At 75.7% G+C, this 21,946-nt stretch carries 18 protein-coding genes; 10 read left to right on the top strand and 8 right to left on the bottom strand.

Annotated elements, in window-relative coordinates:
- The first annotated feature begins 33 nt into the window (after window positions 1–33).
- Window positions 34–645: a macro domain-containing protein gene (locus Q5530_RS04660; protein WP_415360927.1), complete on the top strand. Its 612-nt coding sequence runs from the start codon at window positions 34–36 to the stop codon at window positions 643–645.
- Between the two features lie 44 nt (window positions 646–689).
- On the opposite strand, the gene Q5530_RS04655 is transcribed toward Q5530_RS04660, so the two are convergent.
- Window positions 690–1,172 carry a GNAT family N-acetyltransferase gene (locus tag Q5530_RS04655; protein WP_380632584.1) on the bottom strand — a complete coding sequence of 161 codons (483 nt, stop codon included), beginning with the start codon at window positions 1,170–1,172 and terminating at the stop codon, window positions 690–692.
- A 61-nt stretch (window positions 1,173–1,233) separates the two neighbouring features.
- Between Q5530_RS04655 and Q5530_RS04650 the strand changes: the two genes are divergently transcribed.
- A complete protein-coding gene (locus Q5530_RS04650) occupies window positions 1,234–1,863 on the top strand; it encodes a response regulator (RefSeq protein WP_415360925.1) in 630 nt (209 codons plus the stop codon).
- 72 nt (window positions 1,864–1,935) lie between these two features.
- Here Q5530_RS04650 and Q5530_RS04645 read toward each other — a convergent pair whose 3' ends face one another.
- From Q5530_RS04645 to Q5530_RS04630, 4 genes are read right to left on the bottom strand one after another with little or no spacing between them, the layout of a single operon-like run.
- Complete coding sequence (locus Q5530_RS04645; protein ID WP_415360924.1) at window positions 1,936–3,057, bottom strand: GAF domain-containing sensor histidine kinase; 1,122 nt, start codon at window positions 3,055–3,057, stop codon at window positions 1,936–1,938.
- Window positions 3,054–6,128 (bottom strand): thiol reductant ABC exporter subunit CydC, encoded by a 3,075-nt coding sequence (gene cydC, locus Q5530_RS04640; RefSeq protein ID WP_415360922.1) that lies wholly within the window; start codon window positions 6,126–6,128, stop codon window positions 3,054–3,056. The genes Q5530_RS04645 and cydC overlap by 4 nt, the downstream gene beginning before the upstream one ends.
- On the bottom strand, window positions 6,125–7,159 hold the full coding sequence (gene cydB / locus Q5530_RS04635; RefSeq protein ID WP_415360920.1) for a cytochrome d ubiquinol oxidase subunit II: 1,035 nt from the start codon (window positions 7,157–7,159) through the stop codon (window positions 6,125–6,127). Before cydB ends, cydC begins: the two co-directional genes overlap by 4 nt.
- A gap of 13 nt (window positions 7,160–7,172) precedes the next feature.
- Window positions 7,173–8,687, bottom strand: coding sequence for a cytochrome ubiquinol oxidase subunit I (locus tag Q5530_RS04630; protein ID WP_415360918.1), 1,515 nt, complete (start codon window positions 8,685–8,687; stop codon window positions 7,173–7,175).
- Between the two features lie 153 nt (window positions 8,688–8,840).
- On the opposite strand from Q5530_RS04630, the gene Q5530_RS04625 reads away from it, so the two are divergent.
- Entirely contained in the window at window positions 8,841–9,170 is a 330-nt protein-coding gene (locus Q5530_RS04625; RefSeq protein ID WP_415360916.1) for a hypothetical protein, read from the top strand.
- Between the two features lie 249 nt (window positions 9,171–9,419).
- Window positions 9,420–10,019, top strand: a complete 600-nt coding sequence (locus Q5530_RS04620; protein ID WP_380632605.1) for a TMEM165/GDT1 family protein — start codon at window positions 9,420–9,422, stop codon at window positions 10,017–10,019.
- A gap of 103 nt (window positions 10,020–10,122) precedes the next feature.
- On the opposite strand, the gene Q5530_RS04615 is transcribed toward Q5530_RS04620, so the two are convergent.
- Genes Q5530_RS04615 through Q5530_RS04605 form a run of 3 tightly spaced genes read right to left on the bottom strand, consistent with a single transcriptional unit; the run spans window position 10,123 to window position 12,831 of the window.
- Window positions 10,123–10,791 (bottom strand): IclR family transcriptional regulator, encoded by a 669-nt coding sequence (locus Q5530_RS04615; protein ID WP_380632609.1) that lies wholly within the window; start codon window positions 10,789–10,791, stop codon window positions 10,123–10,125.
- Complete coding sequence (locus tag Q5530_RS04610; protein WP_415360915.1) at window positions 10,778–11,968, bottom strand: fumarylacetoacetate hydrolase family protein; 1,191 nt, start codon at window positions 11,966–11,968, stop codon at window positions 10,778–10,780. Before Q5530_RS04610 ends, Q5530_RS04615 begins: the two co-directional genes overlap by 14 nt.
- Window positions 11,965–12,831, bottom strand: coding sequence for a hypothetical protein (locus tag Q5530_RS04605; RefSeq protein WP_380632614.1), 867 nt, complete (start codon window positions 12,829–12,831; stop codon window positions 11,965–11,967). Before Q5530_RS04605 ends, Q5530_RS04610 begins: the two co-directional genes overlap by 4 nt.
- A gap of 68 nt (window positions 12,832–12,899) precedes the next feature.
- Between Q5530_RS04605 and Q5530_RS04600 the strand changes: the two genes are divergently transcribed.
- From Q5530_RS04600 to Q5530_RS04575, 6 genes are all read left to right on the top strand, one after another.
- Complete coding sequence (locus Q5530_RS04600; RefSeq protein WP_415361172.1) at window positions 12,900–14,075, top strand: homogentisate 1,2-dioxygenase; 1,176 nt, start codon at window positions 12,900–12,902, stop codon at window positions 14,073–14,075.
- A 38-nt stretch (window positions 14,076–14,113) separates the two neighbouring features.
- Entirely contained in the window at window positions 14,114–15,397 is a 1,284-nt protein-coding gene (locus tag Q5530_RS04595; protein WP_415360913.1) for an SWIM zinc finger family protein, read from the top strand.
- Window positions 15,394–16,821, top strand: a complete 1,428-nt coding sequence (locus tag Q5530_RS04590; RefSeq protein ID WP_415360910.1) for a DUF5691 domain-containing protein — start codon at window positions 15,394–15,396, stop codon at window positions 16,819–16,821. The genes Q5530_RS04595 and Q5530_RS04590 overlap by 4 nt, the downstream gene beginning before the upstream one ends.
- A complete protein-coding gene (locus Q5530_RS04585) occupies window positions 16,818–17,906 on the top strand; it encodes an ATP-binding protein (RefSeq protein ID WP_415360908.1) in 1,089 nt (362 codons plus the stop codon). Before Q5530_RS04590 ends, Q5530_RS04585 begins: the two co-directional genes overlap by 4 nt.
- Complete coding sequence (locus Q5530_RS04580) at window positions 17,864–20,626, top strand: DUF5682 family protein (RefSeq protein ID WP_415360906.1); 2,763 nt, start codon at window positions 17,864–17,866, stop codon at window positions 20,624–20,626. Before Q5530_RS04585 ends, Q5530_RS04580 begins: the two co-directional genes overlap by 43 nt.
- 106 nt (window positions 20,627–20,732) lie before the next feature.
- The gene (locus tag Q5530_RS04575; RefSeq protein ID WP_415360905.1) at window positions 20,733–21,908 is read left to right on the top strand and encodes a VWA domain-containing protein; all 1,176 of its coding nucleotides are present in this window, start codon (window positions 20,733–20,735) and stop codon (window positions 21,906–21,908) included.
- Window positions 21,909–21,946: the final 38 nt, after the last annotated feature.

Genomic DNA, 21,946 nt, shown 5'->3' with positions numbered 1-21,946 from the left:
CGCCCCCGTTCCGCAGCAACGGGTTCTCCTGGAATGCTGGTGTGCGTGTCCGCCGATACGGAGGGTGAGATCAACGCTCCGGTAGCAGTTCCCCGTCTGGTGCTGTGCGCCGTCGACGAACCGCTCGCCCTTGCCTGGGGCGCGGTGGCCGACGGCAGGTCGGGCGTCGAGGTGCACCGGGGCTCGGTGCTCGACATCGTCGCCGAGGCCGTGGTGAGTCCGGCCAACTCCTCCGGCTGGATGCGCGGGGGCATCGACGCGGTCTACGCGCGGGCCTTCCCCCACGTCGAGGACCACGTGCGCAGCGCGGTCCTGGCCCTGCACGGCGGCGAGCTGCCGGTGGGCGAGGCGCTGATCGCGCCGACCGGCGAGCCCGAGCCGGAGTGGCTGATCAGCGCGCCCACCATGCGGCAGCCCGGCGAGCTGCTGCCGGGCGACACCGTGCACCCGTACCTGGCGGCGCGGGCCGTGCTGCGGCTGTGGCTCGACGGGCGGCTGGAGGACGGCAGGCCGGTGCGCGAGGTGGTGCGCACCATCGCCATGCCGGGGCTGGGTACCGGCGTCGGCGGGGTCGCGGCGACCACGTGCGCGCGCCAGGTCGCGGCGGCCTGGGACGAGGTGTTCAGCCCGCTGCCGCGGCGCTGACCTGTGGACAACCCTGTGGACAACGTGGGGATCGGTGTGGACAACTAGCGCGGGGCGACCCATCGTTCCAGGTCCAGCTCGTCGGTGATGGGGATGCCGTAGTCCCCGACGCTGGGGATCTCCGGCTTGAGGCGGCGTGATTCGCGCACCGCGTCCGGGCGCAGCGCGGCGAGCCGGAACCCGCGGCGCTGGTAGAAGCGCAGCGCGTCGAGGTTGTCGTTGGTGGTGGTGAGGCGGACGCGGTTGCAGCCGAGTTGCCGGGCGCGCCGCACGACGGCGTCGACCAGCGAGCTGCCCACGCCCCTGCCTCTTCGCAGCGCGTCGATGGTGACGATCTCCAGGTGCCCGTCGACCGCCGAGTAGGTGAGCAGCCCGACGACCTGGTCCTGCTGCTCGACCAGGAACCCGGGCAGGCTGGCGGGGAAGAACACGTGCCCGTGGGCGACCGCCGTGTGGGAACCCCACAGCTCCAGCACCAGCCGGCCGACGACGATCCGGTCCGCTTCCTCGATCGCGCGTACGAACATGTCCTGCACTGTGTTGGTGACCGGGCGTGGCCGGTACCGGCATTCGCCCTATGGTTGGTTCGTGCCGGTGCGAGTGTTGCTCGTGGACGACCACGAGGTGGTCCGCAGGGGACTGCGCGAGCTGCTGGAGGACGAGGACGACATCTCGGTGGTCGCCGAGGCGGGCGGGGTGGCCGAGGCGCTGGTCCGGGCGTCCGCCACGCGGCCCGACGTGGCCGTGGTCGACATCCGCCTGCCCGACGGCGGCGGGGTCGAGCTGTGCCGGGGCCTGAGGTCCCTGCCGGACGGGCCGCGGTGCCTGGTGCTGACCGCGTTCGACGACGAGGAGGCCCTGGTCGGCGCGATCATGGCGGGCGCGTCGGGGTACCTGCTCAAGCAGGTGCGCGGGCAGGACCTGGTGCACGCGGTGCGCGAGGTGGCGGCGGGCAGGTCCCTGCTGGACCCCCGGACGACGGCCCGCGTGCTGGACCGCCTGCGGCGGCCGGCGCAGGTCGACGTGCTCGACGCGCTGACCGAGCAGGAGCGGCGGGTGCTGGAGCTGATCGGGGAGGGGCTGACGAACCGGCAGATCGCCGAGCGGCTGTTCCTGGCGGAGAAGACGGTGAAGAACTACGTGACGGCGGTGCTGTCGAAGCTGGGGATGGAGCGGCGCACGCAGGCGGCGGCGTGGGTGGCGCGGCGGTCCCGCTGACGGGTGGCGGGTGGCGGGTGGCGCCGCGCCGGCGGTTGGCCGGGCCCTCGCCGGCGCCCGTCGCGGACCTCCTCAGCCGCCCAGCGGCACGTGCCAGTCGATCGTCGTCCCGGTGCGGGGCGACGAGGTGATCTCGCAGCCCCCGCCCGCCGCCAGCGCCCGCTCCTCCAGGTGCCGCAGCCCGCGCTTGGCCACCCCGCGCGGGATGCCGCAGCCGTCGTCGGTCACGGTCAGGTCCAACCGGTCCGGGCCCCGGCGCACGGAGATGCCCACGCGCCGCGCGCCGGAGTGCCGCACCACGTTGGACAGCGCCTCCCGCAGCGCCGCCCGCGCGTGGTCGGCCAGGTCGGCGGGCACGGCGGTCAGGTCGCCCTCGGTCCGCACCTCCGGCTCGCACCCCAGCAGCTCGCCCGCCGTCCGCGCCTCGGCCAGCACGGAGCGCCCCAGGTCGGCGTCCGACGGCCGGCCGGGGTCGGCGCTGCGCAGCGCCCGCACGGTGGCCCGCACCTCCGCCATGGTCTGGTCGAGCTGGTCCACGGCGTCGGCCAGCCGGCGCGCCTCCCGCCCCTCCAGCCTGAGCCGCCGGTCGAGGAGGTCGAGCTGCACGCCCGTGGCGTAGAGCCGCTGGATGATCACGTCGTGCAGGTCGCGGGCGATCCGCTCCCGCTCCTCGTAGACCGCCACCCGCTGCCGCGCCGTCGACCCCTCGGCCAGCACGACCGCCAGCCCGGCCTGCGCGGCGAACGCCGCCAGCACGTCCACGGTGTCGGGCCGGAACGGCGCGGCGCCCTTGCGCCGGTACACCGCCAGCGCCCCGATCCGGCGCTCCCGGGTCCCGAAGGGCGCCACCGCGAACGGCCCGTACCCGCGCAGCGCCCCGGGCACGAACGGCGCGGTGCGCGGGTCGGTGGTGAAGTCGTCGGCCACCACGGGCACGCCGGTCCGCGCGGCCCGCGCCGCCGACGACCGGCTGGACAGCACCACGCCCACCGGGTCGACGTCGCCGGAGGACGCCTCGACGGTGAGCGTGCCGTCGACCGCGGTGATCATGGCCAGCCCGAGGTCCGCGCCGGCCAGCTCGACCGCGTGCCGCACCACGAGCGGCAGCACGGCGTCCGGGTCGTCGCCGGCGAGCGCCGCCGAGGTGATCTCGGTCGACGCGGCGAGCACGCGAGCTGGGTCCACGGGGGTCAACGGTAGGCCCCGGACCGCACCCGCACCCGGCCCCCGTCGACCTCCAGCACCAGGTCGGCGCGCTCCGCCTCCTCCGACCGGTGCGTGATGTGCACGACCGTGCGGCCCTCCAGCACGTCGTCGAGCCGGTCCAGCAGCGCCCGCGCGGTGGGCTCGTCCAGGTGCGCGGTCGGCTCGTCGAGCAGCACCAGGTCCCCGTCCCGCAGCAGCGCCCGCGCCAGCGCCACCCGCTGCGCCTCGCCGCCGGAGAGCAGGGTCGGGCCGATCGCGGTGTCCAGGTCGAGCCGCACCCCGGCGACGTCCAGCGCCCACCGCAGCCGGTCGTCGTCGGCGTGCGCGTCGCCGAGCTTGAGGTTCTCGCGCACGGTGGTGGACACCAGCATCGGCTCCTGGGGGCACCACGCCACCCGCCCCGGTCGCGCGACCGCGCCCCGGGCGGGCCCCACGAACCCCAGCAGCAGCGCGAACAGGCTCGACTTGCCCGCGCCGGACGGCCCGACCACGGCCACCCTCGACCCGGCGGGCACGTGGAACGCCACGTCCTCCAGCACCGGCTCGGCGCTCTCCGGCCAGCGCAGCGCGACCCCGTCGAGCGTGATCCCCCGTGCCTCCGACACCTCGGCCACCGCCGCGGGCGGCTCGACGACCCGCCCGTACGCCTCGCGCAGCGCGGCCCGGTGCTGCGCGGCGGCCGGCAGGGCGCCGAGCACCTCGGCCAGGGCCAGCGGCACCAGGCCCAGCACCGGCACCAGCAGCGGGTCGACGCCGGCGGACAGCCCGACGCACGCCGCGGCGGCCAGCCCGGTGGTCAGGTGCACGACCCCGGTCGCCGCGCCCGCGCCCAGCGCCTGCCGCCGCGCCAGCCGGGCCAGGGCGGCGTCGCGCCGGGCCAGTTCGGCCCGCACCGCCCGGTCCGCGCCGAACGCGATCAGGTCCGGCGCGGCGGTGAGCAGCGTCAGCACCCGCTCGGACACCTCCCGCCGGCCGCGCGCCAGCACCGCCGTGGCCCGGCGCTCGGTCAGCACGGCCACCGCCGGCGCCAGCGTGCCGCCGACCAGCAGCGCCACCGCCAGCGCCACCCCGGCCCGCGGCTCGATCAGCGCGAACAGCAGCACCGCGGCCGCCGCCGCGCCCACGGCCACCAGCGGCGGCTGGAGCACCCTCGGCACCAGGTCGCGCACGGTGTCCACGTCGTCCACGAGCCTGGTCAGGTCGGCCCGCCCCGGCCGCAGGCCCCGCCACAGCCGGACCCGCAGCGCCCCGGCCTGCCGGAACGCGGCGTCGTGCGACACCAGCCGCTCCAGGTACCGCAGCACGCCCTTGGTCAGCGCGAACGTCCGCACGCCCACGACCAGCACGGACAGCGTGAGGATCGGCGGCTGGGTGGCCGCCCTGGCGATCAGGTGGGCCGCCAGCGCGGTCAGCGCCACCCCGCTCAGCGCGGCCGCCGCCCCCAGCGCCGCGCCGGCCAGCAGCCGGGCGGTGGGCCGGGGGGTGCGCGGGGTCGCCGCCCGGCGCGGCAGCCGTTCCACCCGCCGCCCGGCCCCGACCTCCTCGGCCCGCTCGACGGACCGGTGCCTGGCCAGCACGACCGCCGCCCCGCCGGCCGCCGCGCGCTCCACCGCCGCCACGACCTTCGCCGCCGTGGCCGGGTCGAGGTGGGCGGTGGGCTCGTCCAGCAGCAGCACGGACGCGCCGTCCCGCACGCGCGTGAGCGCCCGCGCCACGGCCACCCGCTGCCGCTCGCCGGTCGACAGCTCCGCGATCGGCCGCGCCACCAGGTGGTCGGCCGCCACCGAGGCCAGCACGTCGAGGTCGACGCGCCCGGTGGTCAGCTCCAGCTCGTCGGCGACCGTGCGCCCGGCGAACGCGGGCCGCTGCGGCACCCACGCGATCGCGTCCCGGTCCACCGAGACCGACCCGCCGTCGGGCCGCACGAACCCCAGCAGCACCCCGAACAGCGTCGACTTGCCCGCGCCGCTGGGCGCGTCGAGCCGGTGCACCTCGCCGGGCCGCACCCGGAAGCTCACCCCGTCCGGGGCGAACCGGCCGCGCCGCCGCACCCGCAGGTCGCGCACCTCCACCCCGGGAACGCGCGGCGAACCGGCGGGCGCGGGCGGCTCCGGGATCTCCGCGACCCGCCGCACGGCCTCCACGCCGTCCTCGGACGCGTGGTGCGCCGCGCCCGCCGCGCGCAGCGGCAGGTAGCACTCGGGCGCGAGGATGAGCACGACGAGGCCGACGACCAGCGTCATCTCGCCGGACACCAGCCGCAGCCCGATGCCGACCGCGATCAGCGCCACCGACAGCGACGCCGCGATCTCCAGCACCAGCGCGGACAGGAACGCCACCCGCAGCGTGCCCGTGGTGGCCCGCCGGTAGCGCTCGCCGACCTCGCGCACGGCCCCGGCCTGCGCCGCCGCCCGCCCGAACGCGGTGAGCACCGGCAGCGCCCGCACCAGCTCGGCCAGCCGGCCGGACAGCCGCTCCAGCGCCGACGCCGCCTTGGCCACGCGCGCCGAGGTGAACCTGCCGATCAGGACGGCGAACACCGGGATCAGCGGCAGGGTGACCGCGATGAGGAACGCCGAGGTCGGGTCGGTCCACAAAATCCACGCCCCGACCAGCACCGGCACCACCGCGGTGGTCACCAGCGCGGGCAGGTAGCGGGTGAAGTACGCGTCCAGCGCGTCCAGGCCCCTGGTCGCCACCACGGCCAGCTCGGCGGGCCCGCGCGCGACGATCCACGACGGCCCCAGCCCCAGCGCGCGGTCCAGCACCGCGGCGCGCAGCTCCTCCTTGGCGCCCGCGGCGGCCCGCGCCGCGACCGACTCGGTGGCCCACGCGAGCAGCGCCCGCACCACCACGGCGGCGGCCAGTACCCCGAGCGAACCGCCCGCCACCAGGGCGTCGGCCAGCGCGACGGCCTGCCACACCAGGGCGCCGGACGTGGCCGCGGCCAGGGCCGCGCAGACGGCCAACGCCCGGCGCGCCGAACGCGAGAGCGCGGGCAGCGCGCCGAGCGGGCCTTTCCCCGGCTTCGTGGCGGAAGGGGCTCCGGGGAAGCTCATGACCCCTGGCCGGCGGGGCGGTCGCCCGAGGGGACGACGTGGACGGGCGGGATGTGCCGGGTGCCGATCCGCCGGCGGAACACCCAGTAGGTCCACCCCTGGTAGACCAGGACGGCGGGGGTGCCGAACGCGGCCACCCAGGTGATCACGGTCAGCGTGTAGGGGCTCGACGCCGCGCCGGACACGGTCAGCGACCACGCCGGGTCCAGGGTGGACGGCAGCACGTTCGGGTACAGCGCGCCGAACAGCGCCGCCACGGTCGCCGCCACCGCGACGCCCATCAGCGCGAACGACTGGCCCTCGCGCCCCAGCACCAGCCGCCCCCAGGCGCCCAGGACCGCCAGCGCGACCACGGTCGACGCGGCCCACGTCCACGCGCTGCCGAACCTCAGCTGCACGGTCAGCAGCAGCACCAGCAGCGGCACCAGCGCGACCGGCGCGACCCGCAGCGCCAGCCCGCGGGCGCGGAACCGCACCGGGCCCTCGGTCTTCAGGGCCAGGAACACCGCGCCGTGCACCAGCGAGTACCCGGCGACGGCGACCGCGCCGAGCAGCGTCTCCGGGCGGACCGCGGCGAACGGCGAGCCGACCCGGTCGCCCGCCGCGTCCAGGGGCAGGCCGAACACGGTCGCCGACAGGACCAGGCCGACGCTCAGCGCGGCGGTCCACGAGCCGGTGACGATCACGGCGTCCCAGGCCCGCCGCCACCGCGCCGAGTCGACCTTGCCCCGGTACTCGAACGCCACCCCGCGCCCGATCAGGGCGAGCAGGAACAGCGTCAGCGGCAGGTAGGTGGCGCTGAGCAGCGAGGCGTACCAGTCGGGGAACGCGGCGAACGTCGCGCCCACCGCCACGATCAGCCACACCTCGTTGCCGTCCCACACCGGGCCGATGGTGTTGATCAGCACCCGGCGCTCGGTCTCGTCGCGCCCGAGCACGGGCAGCAGCATCCCGACGCCGAAGTCGAAACCCTCCAGGAAGAGGTAGCCCAGCCACAGCAGGGCGATCACGCAGAACCAGAGCGTCTCCACGGCTCCCCCGCTCTCAGTAGGCGAACGACAGCACGTCGTCGTCCTTCTTCTCCCCGGGCCCGCCCGGGTCCCCGGTCCGGTCCGGGTCCCGGTCCGGCAGCACGCCCGCGACACCCGCGCGGACGTACCGCCGGATCAGGAACCCCTCGACGACCGCCAGCACCCCGTAGACGAGCGTCAAGGAGATCAACGACGTCAACACCTCCCCCGGTGTCGACGACGACACGGCCCGCGCGGTGAACATCCACACCCCGTCCACCCCACCGGGGTTCGGCACCACCACGAACGGCTGCCGGCCCATCTCGGTGAAGATCCAGCCGGAGCTGTTGCCCAGGAACGGCGCGGCCACGCCGCCCAGCGCGAGCCACGGGAACCACCGGCCGCGCGGCACCCGGCCGCCGCGCGTCAGCCACAGGACCAGCACGCCCGCCGCCGCGCCCGCCGCGCCGAACCCGATCATCAGCCGGAAGCCCCAGTAGGTGACCGGCAGGTTGGGCACGTAGTCGATCGGCTGCCCCGACAGCTCGCCCAGCCGCTCGTCCACCGGGTAGTTGGCCCCGTACCGCTCCTGGTACAGCGGCACCAGCTCCTCGATGCCCTTGACCTCGGTGGAGAAGTCGCCGTGCGCGAGGAACGACAGCAGCGCGGGCACCGTGACGCTCTTGACGTCCTCGCAGTCGGGCCGGCTCACGTCGCCCACGGCGAACACCGAGAACGACGCGGGCCGCTCCGTGTGGCACAGCGCCTCGGCCGCGGCCATCTTCATGGGCTGCTGCTCGAACATCAGCTTGCCCTGGAGGTCGCCGCTCACCGCGAGGCCGGCGAACGCGGCCACCCCGACCCACGTGCCGAGCTTCACCGACGCGCGCCAGACCGCTCCCTCCTCATCGGTCCGGCCCTCCTCGGCACGCCGCCACAGGCGCCACGCCGCGATGCCCACCAGGAACGCCCCCGCGACGGCGAACGCCCCGAAGACCGTGTGCGGGAAGGCGGCGAGCACGGTGCTGTTGCCCAGCACGGCCCAGATCGAGGTGAGCCGCGGCCGCCCGTCGGCCATCTCGACGCCGACGGGGTGCTGCATCCACGAGTTCGCGGCCAGGATGAAGTAGGCCGACGCGATCGTGGCCAGCGAGAACGCCCAGACGCAGGCCAGGTGGGCCTTCTTCGGCAGGCGGTCCCAGCCGAAGATCCACAGGCCGAGGAAGGTCGACTCGACGAAGAACGCGACCAGGCCCTCCATGGCCAGCGGGGCGCCGAAGACGTCCCCGACGAACCGCGAGTAGGCGCTCCAGGTCATGCCGAACTGGAACTCCTGCACGATGCCGGTCACCACGCCCATGGCGAAGTTGATCAGCAGCAGCTTGCCCCAGAACTTGGTCATGGCCAGGTACCTGCGGTCGCCCGTGCGGACCCAGGCGGTCTGCATGGTGGCCACGAGCAGCGACAAGCCGATCGTCAGCGGCACCATGAGGAAGTGGTAGACGGTGGTGATGCCGAACTGCCACCGCGCCAGGTCGAGAACGTCCACGGCTCGAAGTTAGGCCCCGGAGCAGCCTGTTCCCAGGTACGTGGGTCCCGTCGGGGACGGGACCTAGGTCCTGTCCCCGGAATGGCCGCTGAGCTGCGGCGATGCGCCAACTGACGTCGTGGGTCCCGGTTCCCCGGCCTCTGGAGGTCCCCCGTGAGACGGAGCCTGCTCGCCCTGTCCTTCGCCGCCCTCGCGTCGGCCGCCCTCGCCCCACCGGCGAACGCCGTCACGTCCGTGGACCTGAACTGCGAGAGCGGCGGCTCGCTGCACCACTGCTTCGCCTACCACGACGCCGTCGCGCCGGCCACGATCAGGTGGTACGTCAACGGCTCCCCCGTCCCCTCGCTGAACGACCGGACGTTCACCGGTCAGCGCACCTGCCCGCGCGGCGCGGTCATCAACGTCCAGGTCGTGGTCACCGACGCGACCGGTTCCGCCACCGCCTCCGGCGGCCCGCAGTGCCACGGCGGCCCCTGGCCGTGAGCCACCCCCGTGGGTGCGCTCACATTCCCCCCGACCCCGCCCCCGGTTACGATGGTGGCGCCAGAGGGGAGTAGTTCCCTCGACCCCGCGCGGGTCGAGGCGAGGCGATCGACAGACTGATCCTCCGGGATCCGGTCCCTCACCCGTCTTCACGAGGGCGAACGAGACCTCCGGCCGGGCAGTGCACCACGCCCGGTCGGGGTCGTGCTGCCTCCGTCCGGGTCATCCCACCCCTCGGAGGTACATCCCGTGGCACCTGAGCTCATCGCGGCCGCGACCGCGTTCGCGATCATCTTCCTGGCCGAGTTGCCGGACAAGACCATGGTCGCCACCCTCGTCCTCACCACCCGCTACCGGGCGTGGCCGGTGTTCGCCGGCGTGACCGCCGCGTTCGCGGTCCAGTGCGTGGTGGCGGCGACGTTCGGCGGCGTGCTGACCCTGCTGCCCGACCGGGTGGTGGCGGGCGTGGTCGCGGTCCTGTTCGGCGTGGGCGCCTTCCTGCTGCTCAAGGAGGGCTTCTCACGCGACGACGACGAGACCGACTCCGCGTCCGGCGGACTGGGGCAGGTGACGTTCCTGCGGGCGGCGCTGACCTCGTTCGGCGTGCTGTTCGCCGCCGAGTGGGGCGACGCGTCCCAGCTGGCGACGGCGGGTCTGGCGGCGCGCTACGGCACGCCGGTGTTCGTGGGGCTGGGCGCGTTCCTGGCGCTGACCACCGTGGCGGCGATCGCGGTGCTGGTGGGCCGCAAGCTCGCGTCCCGCATCCCGACGCGGCTGGTGCAGCGGGTCAGCGGGTTCGTGTTCGCCGGGTTCGCGCTGGTCGCGCTGTGGCAGGCGCTGGTCGCCTGAGGACCCGCCCCTGAGGACCCCGCCCCCGAGGACCCCGCCGGTGCGGCCCCCGGCGCCCGCGGGGCCGGGAGCCGCGCCGGTGTCCGGCGCACCCCGCCGAGCCTCACCGCAACGCGTCGGCGACCTCCTGGGCCGCCCGCAGCACCTGCGGCCCCACCACGTCGCCGTCCAGCTTCTCCAGCGCCACCACGCCCACGCTGGCCCGCAACCCGGGCACGCCGCGCACCGGCGCGGCGACCCCGAACGCCCCCGGCTGCAACTCCCCGGTCGAGTGCACCCACTGCCGCCCCTCCGGCGACAGCCCGATGGCCTTGCCCGCCGCCCCCCGGTGCACCGGGTGGCGCGACCCCACCCGGTAGGCCACGTGGTACGCCGTCCAGGAGGGCTCCACCACGGCCACCGCCTGCGCCTCGGTGCCGTCGGCCACGGTGAGGTGCGCGGTGGCGCCCACCTGCTCGGCCAGGACCCGCAGCGCGGGCTGCGCGGCCAGCCGCAGCTGCGGCAGCACGTTGGACGCCAGCCGCAGCACGCCCAGCCCGAGCCGCACCTTGGAGCCCTCCCGCCGCACCAGCCCGCGCGACTGGAGCGGCACCAGCAGCCGGTACACGGCGGCCCGCGACGCGCCGATGGCCGCGGCCAGCTCGCTGATCGACGGCGCCTCCGACTCGGCGTCGGCCACCGCCTGGAGCAGGGCCAGGCCCCGCTCCAGGGTCAGCGAGCTCTCCTTGGAGGCGGGCGCGGGCAGCCGGCCGCGGGGGTCAGGTCTGACCAACGCCGCGCCCCTCGTCGGCGGGCGCGACCGTGCCGACCACCTCGGCCAGCCCGACGACCGAGCCGCCCTCGCCGGGTGCCGTCGCGGTGAGGCGCACGGTATCGCCGTCCTCCAGGAACGTGCGCTCCCCGTCGCCGACCCGGACCGGTTCCGCGCCGCCCCAGCTCAGCTCCAGGAAGGAGCCGCGCTCGTCGCGGGCCGGGCCGGACACGGTGCCCGAGGCGATCAGGTCGCCCGGCCGGACCGTGGCGCCGTTCACCGACAGGTGCGCGAGCTGCTGCGCGAAGGTCCACGACATCTCGCGGAACGGCGGCCGGGACACCACGGTCCCGTTCCACTCGACCTCGATGGCGATGTCGAGGCCCCAGGAGCGCTCCTCGCGCAGGTAGGGCAGCACGTCGTTGCCCAGGGGCGGCGGTGACACCCGGGCCACCGCGAACGCCTCCAGCGGCGTGATCCACGCCGACACCGAGGTGGCGAACGACTTGCCCAGGAACGGCCCGAGCGGCTGGTACTCCCACGCCTGGATGTCGCGCGCGGACCAGTCGTTGACCAGGGCCACCCCGAACACGTGGTCGGCCGCCCGCGACGGGGTCAGCCGCGAGGCGACCGGCCCGCCGCACACGAACCCGACCTCGGCCTCGATGTCCAGCCGCCCGGAGGGCCCGAACACCGGTCCGGACGACGACCGCCGCTGGCCGTGCGGCCGCACCACGGGCGTCCCGGAGACGACCACCGTGCCCGCGCGGCCGTGGTAGCCGACGGGCAGGTGCGTCCAGTTGGGCAGCAGCGGGTCGCCGTCGGGCCGGAAGATGCGGCCCACGTTCTCCGCGTGGTGGCGCGACGAGTAGAAGTCGACGTAGTCCGCCACGGTGAACGGCAGCACCGCTCCGTCCAGGCCGACCAGCGCCGCGCCGCGCGGCGCGGCCGTGGCGTTGACGACCTCCACCAGCCGCGCCCGCAGCTCGCTCCACGCGGGCCGCCCGGCCGCCAGCAGGGCGTCCAGGGAGTTCCCGGCCACCAGCGGCTCCAGGCGCTCGCCCAGGGCCAGCCCGCGCAGCGGCAGGGCGGAGTCCCCCACCCGCACCGCGACGCCGGCCGGCAGCACGCCGTAGGGCAGGGTCTGCGGCCCGAACGGCCCGTCCGGCGTGAACGCCGGGTCGTCGATCCAGCTCACAGCAGGCCCAGCTCCCCCAGGTCGGTGATCGGCTCGTCGAGCGAGCACGACCCGTAGGAGGCGAACACGCCGCGCACGGCGTGGGCGGCCTGGTCGGACAGCGCCGCGGCCTCCTCGCCGAGCGCCGCCGCGTCCGTGCTGGCCAGCGCCGCGCGCACGTCGCCGCCGGACAGCGACCGCGCGGTGGCCACCAGCAGGTTGAGGAACCCGTGGTGGGTGAAGCCGGTCTTCGGGTCGGTCTGCCGGACGGCGTGGTGCAGGCCGGCGGTCGCCTTGAAGGCCACCCCGCCGCCGCTGACCACGGCCAGGAAGTCGGCGACCTCGTCGACGCCGGGGAAGTTCTCCCGGCTCAGCCCGCCGCAGCGCAGCTTGGGCCAGCTGCCGTGCTCGATGACCCGGCGGACGCCGTCGAGCCAGCCCTCACCGCCCCGGCGCGGCTCGACGACCCGGATGACGTCCTCGGGCACGAATTCCGAGACGCGTTCCAGCCACACCTCGTCCACGTCGGACGGGGCGGGCATCTCGACCATGCGCAGCGCCAGCAGTTCGCTGCGCGATTCGACGATCGACACGGCCTTGGGCACGCCGCCCAGCCCGGTGTCGATCACCAGCGACAGGGCGACCGGTTTCACCGGCTTGACCTTGATCAGCTCGGTGATCAGCTCGGCCAGCCGCGACGCGGGGCACAGGAAGAGCCCCACGGCTCCCGCCCATTCCCCGGCGCGCGCGTCGAGGTGGCCGCGCACGGCGTCGGGCATCGACGCGTTCCCCGGGGGGAACAGGGCGGCGTCGTCTACAAGCCTCGCCAGCAGGGGCGGAGTGCCGCGTGGACCGGGCGCACGGAGTTCGAAGGCGCTTGACACGGCTGACACGCTAGTGGCGACCGGCCAATGAACAAAGATGTCCGATTATCGAACGCGTGGAGTGGACGATGGCGTACTACCGGCAGGTGGGTGAGATCCCCCGAAAGCGCCACACGCAGTTCCGCACCCCGGAGGGCGGGCTGTACGCGGAGGAGCTCATGGGCGTGGAGGGCTTCTCGGCCGACTCGGCGCTGCTCTACCACCGCCACCTGCCCACGGCGATCGTCGACGCGGTGACCGTGGAGGAGCACCGCGGCGCCCTGTCGCCGAACCTCCCGCTCAAGCCGCGCCACTTCAAGACACCCGACCTGACCTGGGACGACGCCACCGACGCGGTTACCGGACGGCGCACCCTGCTCGGCAACGCGGACGTGGTCGTCGGGTTCGTCCGCGCGTCCGCGCCCAGCCCGCTCTACCGCAACGCGGCGGGCGACGAGCTGCTGTACGTGCAGACCGGCTCGGGCGTGGTCGAGACGATCTACGGCGCCCTGCCGGTGGGCGAGGGCGACTACGTGGTGCTGCCGACCTCCTGCACCTACCGGGTGGTGCCCGGGGAGCCGATGGACATCCTCGTGCTGGAGGCGACCGGGCACGTCGGGCCGCCGCGGCGCTACCTGTCGAACAAGGGCCAGTTCCTGGAGCACTCGCCGTACTGCGAGCGCGACGTGCGCGGCCCCGCCGAACCGCTGCTGGTCGACGGCGAGGACGTGGACGTGCTGGTGCGGCACCGCGCCGGCCTGACCCGGTTCACCTACGCCAACCACCCGTTCGACGTGGTCGGCTGGGACGGCTGCCTGTACCCGTGGGCGTTCAACGTCCGCGACTTCGAGCCGATCACGGGCCGCGTGCACCAGCCGCCGCCCGTGCACCAGACCTTCGAGGGTCCGAACTTCGTGGTGTGCTCGTTCGTGCCGCGCAAGGTCGACTACCACCCGCTGGCCGTCCCCGTGCCCTACAACCACGCGAACGTGGACTCGGACGAGCTGATGTTCTACGTGGGCGGCGACTACGAGGCGCGCAAGGGCTCCGGCATCGGCCTCGGCTCCCTGTCGCTGCACCCGTCGGGCTGCACGCACGGGCCGCAGCCGGGCGCGGTGGAGGCGTCGCTGGGCGCGGAGCGGTTCGACGAGACCGCGGTCATGGTGGACACCTTCCGCCCGCTGGAGCTGGGCGAGGCCGCGCTGGCCACCGAGGACCCGGGGTACGCCTGGTCCTGGGCCCGCCGGGGGCCTGACCTGGATTGATCCACCTTTGTCGGTGGGTGGCCCTAACGTCTGCCGGCATGGACGCGCGTGCGGTGCTGGAGCTGGCGCCGGACAGCCGGGTGGCGAGCAGCGCCACCCGGCTGGCCGGCTCCTCCGGCTGGCGGGGGACGGGTCGCGACGACACGGCCCTGTGGGGCCTGTGCGCGGGCAGCGGCGCGCACCCCTACCAGGTGTCCGTCGACCTGGGCGACCGCGCGTCGAAGTGCTCGTGCCCCTCGCGCAAGTTCCCGTGCAAGCACGCGCTCGCGCTGCAACTGCGGCACGCGCGCGAACCGCTGCCCGTCGCGGAGCCGCCCGGGTGGGTGGCGGAGTGGTTGGCGCGGCGGCGGCGCGCGGAGGTCGCCGCGGCCCCCGCGGACGACTCGCCGGAGGCCGTGGCGCGGCGGGCGCGGGCCAGGGAGAAGACCGCGCTGGCGCGGCGGGACGCGGTGCGCGCGGGCGTGACCGGGCTGGCCGACTGGCTGGCGGACGTGGCGGACGCGGGCATCGCGGGGTTGCCCGCGCGCGACGCGGAGTGGTGGCGCTCGATCGGCGCGCGCATGGTCGACGCGCAGGCCGGGGGGCTGGCCTCCGCCGTCGACGAGGTGCGCCGGCTCGTCGCCGCCGGCGGGCCGGCGTGGGCGCACGACGCCGCCGACCGGCTGGGCGGCCTGCACCTGCTGACCAGGCTGGCGGACTCGCCCGGCCTGGCCGACGTGGTGCGCGGCCGGATCGGGTTCCCGGTGACCGAGGAGGAGGTCCGCGCGGGCGCGGGCTGGTCGGACCACTGGGTGCCGCTGCTGAGGCTCGAATCGGACGACGGCCTGGTGCGCACCGTGCGGCAGTGGGTGTGGGGGCGCGCGCACGGCTGGGTGGTGGCGGTGCGGCACGCGGGGGGCGGGGCGCGACCGGTGGCGCCGCTGGCGCACGGGGTGCGGGTCCGGGGGGTGCTGCACCCCTACCCCGGCGCGCCGCCGCGCCGCGTCGCGGTGGGCGAGGACCTGGTCGAGCGGCCGCCGGGACCGGTGCCCGCGCCGGGGACGTGGCGGGAGGCGCTGGCGGGCCTGGAGGAGCCGCTGAGGGCCGACCCGTGGCAGCGCCTGCACCCGCTGGGCTGCGCCTCGGTGCGGCCGACCCGCGACACCGCGCGGCTGGTCGACGGGGAGGGGCGCGGCGTGCCGGTGCGGGCCGACCTCGGACTGGACCAGGCGCTGGCCGTGACCGGCGGCGGGGTGTTCGACGCCTGGGGGCTGTGGGACGGGCGGGAGCTGCGGCTCGGCGCGGTCGCGCTGCCCGGCGGGGCGCCGGAGGTGGTCGGATGAGCACCCGGGACGCCTGGCAGGAGACCGTGCAGGCCCTCCTGGTCGGCGCGCGGCGGTCCGGCGCCGCGCCCGCCGACCTGCTCGACCGGTGCGCCGAACTGGGCCTGGCCGCCCACGCCGCGCACCTGCCGCCGGTCGTGGACGCGCCGCCGCTGGACCCGGCGCCCGCGTCCGGCGACGTGCCGGTCCACCGGCTCGCGCGGGGCGTGCTGGTGCAGGTCCTGGCCCTGGAGGACCAGGTCCTGCTGACCGAGTGGTGCGGCCTGGCCAAGGCCGCGCACGCGGTGGCCGACCACCGCGAACTGCCCGCCCTGCTCGGCCTCGGCACCGCGCACCCCGGCCTGCGCCCCGCGATCACCGCCGTGCTCGGCGCGCGGGGCCGGTGGCTGGCGGGCCTGCGGCCGGCCTGGGCGTGGGCCGCCACCGACGACGAGGGCGGCGACGTGCCCCTGGCGGAGGTCCTGGACCTGCCGGGCGCCGCCCGGTCGGCCGCGCTGCGCCGCGCCCGCACCCGCGACCCGGCGGGCACCCGGGTGTTCCTGGCCGCGCAGTTCGACCGGCAGCGCCGCGCCACCGACCGCCAGGTGCTGGTCGGCGCCCTGGAGACCAACCTCGGCCCGGACGACGAACCGCTCCTCGAACGCGCCCTGGACGACCGCGCGATCGGCGTGCACGACGAGGCGCTGCGCCTGCTGCGCACCCTGCCCGCGTCGGGGCTCGCCGACCGCGCCGCCGACCGCCTGCACCGGGGCCTGTGGCTGACCGCCGACGGGTTCGACGTGCAGACCGACGAGCTGTGGACCGAGTCCCACCCCGAGCCGGACGAGGCGCGCGACCTGCTCAAGGACGGTTCGGAGACCGGCGTGGCCGGGCGCATCCGGGGCGCGGCGGCGAGCGTGCCGCCGCGGCACTGGACGAACCGCCTGGGCACCGACGACGAGGGCGCGGCCGCGGAGCTGGCGCGCGGGGTGTGGGCGGGCGAACTGCTGCGCGGCGTGGCGCAGAACCTGCGGCTCGCCGAGGACGCCCGGCCGTGGGCCGTCGCGGCCACCCGCGCGCTGACCGGCATGGAGCAGCTGGAGATGCTGGCCGGCCTGCCCGCCGAGCTGGCCGCGCGCACGGTCGTCGAGGTGTCCGGGCAGTGGAACTACGACCTGCTCGACCACGCCTGCTCCCAGCTGCCCTCGCCGTGGAGCCCGCGGGCCACCGCCGACCTGCTCGACCGCTACGCGGCGGCCCGCGCCCCGAAGTGGCGCGCGGGCAGGCCGCCCGCCGTGCTGCTCTCCCGGGGCGACGCCGAGGTGCTCGGCGCGAACTGGGACCGCATCACCGAGCGGTGGCCCGAGCACACCGTCGACCTCGACGTCCTGCGCCTGCGGGTGCAGCTGCGCGAGGCGTTCAACCACCGGGAGGAAAGCCAGTGACCAGCGAGACCGTGCTGCGGCCCGCGGCGGAGCAGCAGTACGCCGCCGAGCTCGCCGCCCTGGCCGCCTCGGACGACCGGCTGCGCCCGCCGCGCTGGCGGCTGTCGCCCCGGGCCGTGGTCACCTACGTGCTCGGCGGCCGCACCCCGGACGGCACCGTGATCACCCCGAAGTACGTCGGCGACCGGCGGCTGGTGGAGGTCGCGGTCGGCACGCTGGTCACCGACCGGGCGCTGCTGCTGGTCGGCGTGCCCGGCACGGCCAAGTCGTGGCTGTCCGAGCACCTGGCGGCGGCCGTGAGCGGAAACTCGACGCTCGTCGTCCAGGGCACCGCGGGCACCGGCGAGGACCAGGTCCGCTACGGCTGGAACTACGCGCGGCTGATCGCCGAGGGGCCGTCCGAGGCGGCGCTGGTGCCGAGCCCGGTGATGACCGCGATGCGCACCGGCGCGGTCGCGCGCATCGAGGAGCTGACCCGGATGCCCGCCGAGGTGCAGGACTCGTTCATCACGGTCCTGTCGGAGAAGATGCTGCCGGTGCCGGAGCTGGGCATCCGGGTGCAGGCCGTGCCCGGGTTCACCGTGATCGCCACGGCGAACGACCGGGACCGGGGCGTGAACCAGATGTCGTCGGCGCTGGCCCGCCGCTTCAACACGGTCGTGCTGCCGCCGCCGGCGACCGAGGACGCGGAGGTCGAGATCGTGTCGGCGCGCGCGACGCAGCTGGGCCGGGCGCTGGAGCTGCCCGCCGAGCCGCCCGCGCTGGAGGAGGTGCGCCGGGTCGTGCGGATCTTCCGCGAACTGCGCAACGGGTCCACGGTGGACGGCCGGACCCAGCTGAAGCGGCCCAGCGGCAGCCTGTCCACGGCCGAGGCGATCTCCGTGGTGACCAGCGGCATGGCCCTGGCCGGCCACTTCGGCGACGGTCGGATCACCGCGGACGAGCTGGCGTCGGGGTTGCTCGGGGCCGTGGTGAAGGACCGCGTGTCGGACACCGCGGCGTGGCAGGAGTACCTGGAGGCGGTGGTCAAGGAGCGGTCCGAGTGGCGCGACCTGTACCGGGCGTGCCGGGACCTGGTGGGCTGATGGCGCGCGAGCAGCCCCTGCCCGAGCGGGTCACCCTGCTCGGCATCCGGCACCACGGTCCGGGGTCGGCGCGGATGGTCGTGGCGGCGCTGGAGGCCGTGCGGCCGGAGGTGGTGCTGATCGAGGGGCCGCCGGAGGGGGACGCCCTGCTGCCGCACGTGCCCCGGCTGACGCCGCCGGTGGCGCTGCTGCTGCACGACGAGGCGGATCCCGCGCGGGCGGCGTTCTGGCCGTTCGCCGGGTTCTCGCCCGAGTGGCGGGCGCTGACGTGGGCCCACGAGCACGACGTCCCGGTCCGCTTCTTCGACCTGCCGGCCGCCGCGTCCCTGGCCGACGGCCCCACCCCTGCCGCTCCCGTCCCTGCCTCTCCCGCTTCACCGGATTCCCTGCCCGCCTCTCCCCTGCCGGCCTCCCCCGCCTCTCCCCTTCCCACCTCTCCCCTTCCCACCTCTGCCCGGCCCGACTCCTCCGACGATGCCCTCGCCCCCGAGTCCCCCCTCCCCGACAGCTCCGCCCTGCCCTCCGATCCGCCCTCCGATCCGCCCTCCGCCCTGCCCGGGGACGTACCCGCCCAGGAAATCCAGCAGGAAATCCAGGCGGCTCTGGATCCCTTGGGCGTCCTGGCCGAGGCAGCGGGCTTCGACGACCCGGAGCGCTGGTGGGAGGACGTGGTCGAGCACCACACCGACCCGGCGGACCTGCCGGGCGCCGTGGCGGAGGCGATGTCCGCGCTGCGCGAGGAGTTCGCCGACCAGGTCGATGCGCGAACCCTGCGCCGCGAGGCCGCGATGCGCCAGAACCTGCGCCAGGCCCTCAAGGACTTCCCGGGCCCGATCGCCGTCGTAGCCGGCGCCTGGCACGTCCCGGCCCTGCGCACGCTCCCACCCGCCGCCGTCGACGTCGCCGCCCTGAAGGGCTTGCCGCGCAAGAAGATCTCGGGCACGTGGGTGCCGTGGAGCCACGGCCGCCTGGCCGCCGCCTCCGGCTACGGCGCGGGCGTGGCCTCACCCGGTTGGTACGCGCACCTGTGGGAGTGCGCCGAACGGGGCGACGCGGTGCCGCGCTGGTTCGCCCGCGCGTGCGCGGTGCTGCGGGCCGAGGACCTCCCGGCGTCGACGGCGAGCGCGGTGGAGGCGGTCCGCTTGGCCGACACCCTCGCGGCCCTGCGCGGCCGCCCGTCCCCCGGCCTGGCCGAGGTGATGGAGGCGGCGCTCGCGGTCCTGTGCGGCGGTGACGAGACCCCGCTGCGCCTGGTCCACGACCAGTTGGTCATCAGCGAACGCCTGGGCGAGGTGGGCGACGGCGTGCCCACCTCCCCCCTGGCCGCCGACCTGACCCGCCTGCGGCGGAAGCTCCGGATGCCGCCCCCGGACACGCGCAAGGCGATCCGCCTGGACCTGCGCAAGGACACCGACCGCGAACGCTCCAAGCTCCTGCGCCGCCTGGACGTCCTGGACGTCCCGTGGGGCACTCCGGACGCCACGCGCACCCTGGGCACGTTCGCCGAGGCGTGGCAGCTCCACTGGCAGCCGGAGTTCGCCGTGTCCCTGGCCGTGGCCGCCCGCCACGGCACCACGGTCGAGTCAGCCGCCCGCCAGGTCCTGACCACGCACGCCGACGAGGCGACCCGCGTGGTCGACGCCGCCGAAGTCCTCAGCCGAGCCGTCGGCTGCGAGATCCCCGAGGCGGTCACCGCGGCACGCCGAGCCCTGGACCGCTGCGCCGCCGCAGCCACCGACGCGCTCGAACTGCTGACCGCCCTCCCGAACCTGGCCACCACGGTCCGCTACGGCTCGGTCCGGGGCACCGACCCCGACCTGCTGCGCGTGGCCCTGCACGGCCTGCTCGCCCGCGGCGCCGTCGGCCTGCCGCTGGCGTGCCGGGGCGTGGACGACAACACGGCCGAACGAGCCCTCAAAGCCATCGACGGCGCGGAAGACGCGGTCCGCCTGGCCGCCGACGACGAACACCGCGACACCTGGCAACGGGCCCTGCGCTCACTGGTCGCGATGCCCGACGCACACGGCCTCCCCACCGGCCGGGCCACCCGGCTGCTGTGGGAGACCGGCGTGCTCGACTCCGACGCGGTCGCCGCACGCCTGCACCGGGCGGTGTCAGCGGGTGCGGCCGGGGCGGGTCGGGGCAGGTGGGCAGACACAGGGGCGGCAGGCTCGGGCTCGACGGGCACGGGCTCGACGGGCACGGGCTCGACGGGCACGGGCTCGGCAGGCACGGGCTCGGCGAAGTCCGGCTCGGCGGGCTCCGGCCCGGCAGGCGCTGGCTCGGGTTCGGGCTCGGCAGGCGCGGGCGCGGCGGGCTCGGGCTTGATCGGCTCGGGCTCGGCGGGCTTGGCCGGCACCGGCACCGGCACCGGCTCGATCAGCTCAGGTTCGGGCTCCGGCTCGACGGGGGCCACGGCGTTCGTGGCGGGCTTCCTGCGCGGCTCGGCGGCGCTGCTCACCGCTGATCCCAGGCTGTTCGGCGTGGTGGACGAGTGGCTGACCGGCCTGCCCGGTGCGGACTTCGAGGCCGCGCTGCCCCTGCTGCGCCGGGCCGTGACCGAGTTCAGCCCGGCGGAGCGGCGGATGCTCGGTGACCGGGTCCGGGGCACGGCGGCCGGGTCGTCCGCTGGTCCGGGTGGCTCGGGTGAGTGGGACGAGGCCCTGGCGGGCCGCCTCGTCGAGCACGTGCGGGTGCTGCTGGCGGAGGTGGGCGGGTGACGTGGGGGGTGGTCGGCGTTCCTCATGTTCCAACCGATGAGCGAGAACACCGTTTCCGTACATTTTCGGCCGATGATCACCCGATCGTGTCCGCCGTGGAGGGCCCGTGAACCACGATATCGCAGGTGAGCGCGAACGTCGCTGGCGTTTGCTCCTCGGCGGCGCGGCGGGCGACCTCGGGGTGCTCGGCGACGACGACCAGCGGCGCGACGGGGCGTTGACCGGCCTCTACGGCGGCGGGGGCGACGCGGCGGAGACCGGTGGCAAGCGCGGGGCCGGGCTCGGGGGCTCGTCCCCCGTCCTGCACCGGTGGCTGGGCGACATCCGCGCCTACTTCCCCTCCTCGGTCGTCCAGGTCATGCAGCGGGACGCGGTGGAGCGGCTCGGGCTGCGCCAACTGCTGCTGGAACCCGAACTGCTGTCGAGCGTCGAGCCGGACGTGAGCCTGGTCGGCACGCTCGTCTCCCTGTCCAGCGCCATCCCGGCGCGCACGCGCGAGACCGCCCGCGCCGTGGTGCGCCGGGTCGTCGAGGACATCGAGCGCCGGTTGGCCGACCGGCTGCTGGAGGCGGTCCGGGGGGCGGTCGACCACTCGCGCCGCACGCGCCGGCCCCGTCTGTCCGATGTGGACTGGAACCGCACGGTCCGGGCCAACCTGCGGCACTACCAGCCCGAGCAGCGCACGGTCGTGGTCCAGGACCTGGTCGGCAACAGCCGGCGCAGTCGGCAGGCTTCGCTGCGGGACGTGGTCCTGCTGGTGGACCAGTCCGGGTCGATGGCGGAGTCCGTCGTCTACTCGGCGGTGCTGGGGGCTTCGCTGGCATCGCTGAAGTCGATCGACACGCGACTGGTCGTGTTCGACACCGAGGTGGTCGACCTGACCGAGGACCTGGACGACCCGGTGGACCTGCTGTTCTCCACCCAGCTGGGCGGCGGCACGGACATCAACCGCGCGGTGGCCTACGGCCAGTCGCTGGTGCGCCGCCCCACGGACACGGTGATGGTGCTGATCAGCGACCTGTACGAGGGGGGCGTGGCGCGCGAGCTGCAACGCCGGGTGCGGGAGCTGGTGAGCAGCGGGGTGACGGTCGTGGTGCTGCTCGCTCTGTCCGACAGCGGCACGCCGGCCTACGACCACGAGCTGGCCGCCCGGCTGTCGGAGCTGGGGGCGCCCGCGTTCGCCTGCACGCCGGACCGGTTCCCGGACCTGCTGGCGACGGCCCTGCGCCGGGAGGACGTGGCGGCCTGGGCCGAGCAGAGCGGGATTCCGGTGGGTCGCTGACCCGACCAGCCGACCTCACCGGCCAGGCCACCAGCCAA

It is taken from the genome of Saccharothrix sp. BKS2 (assembly GCF_047689505.1).
GTDB lineage: Bacteria > Actinomycetota > Actinomycetes > Mycobacteriales > Pseudonocardiaceae > Actinosynnema > Actinosynnema lopnurensis.
The sequence above is the reverse complement of the archived record's forward strand: the minus strand, read 5'-3'. Positions and strand labels throughout refer to the sequence as shown.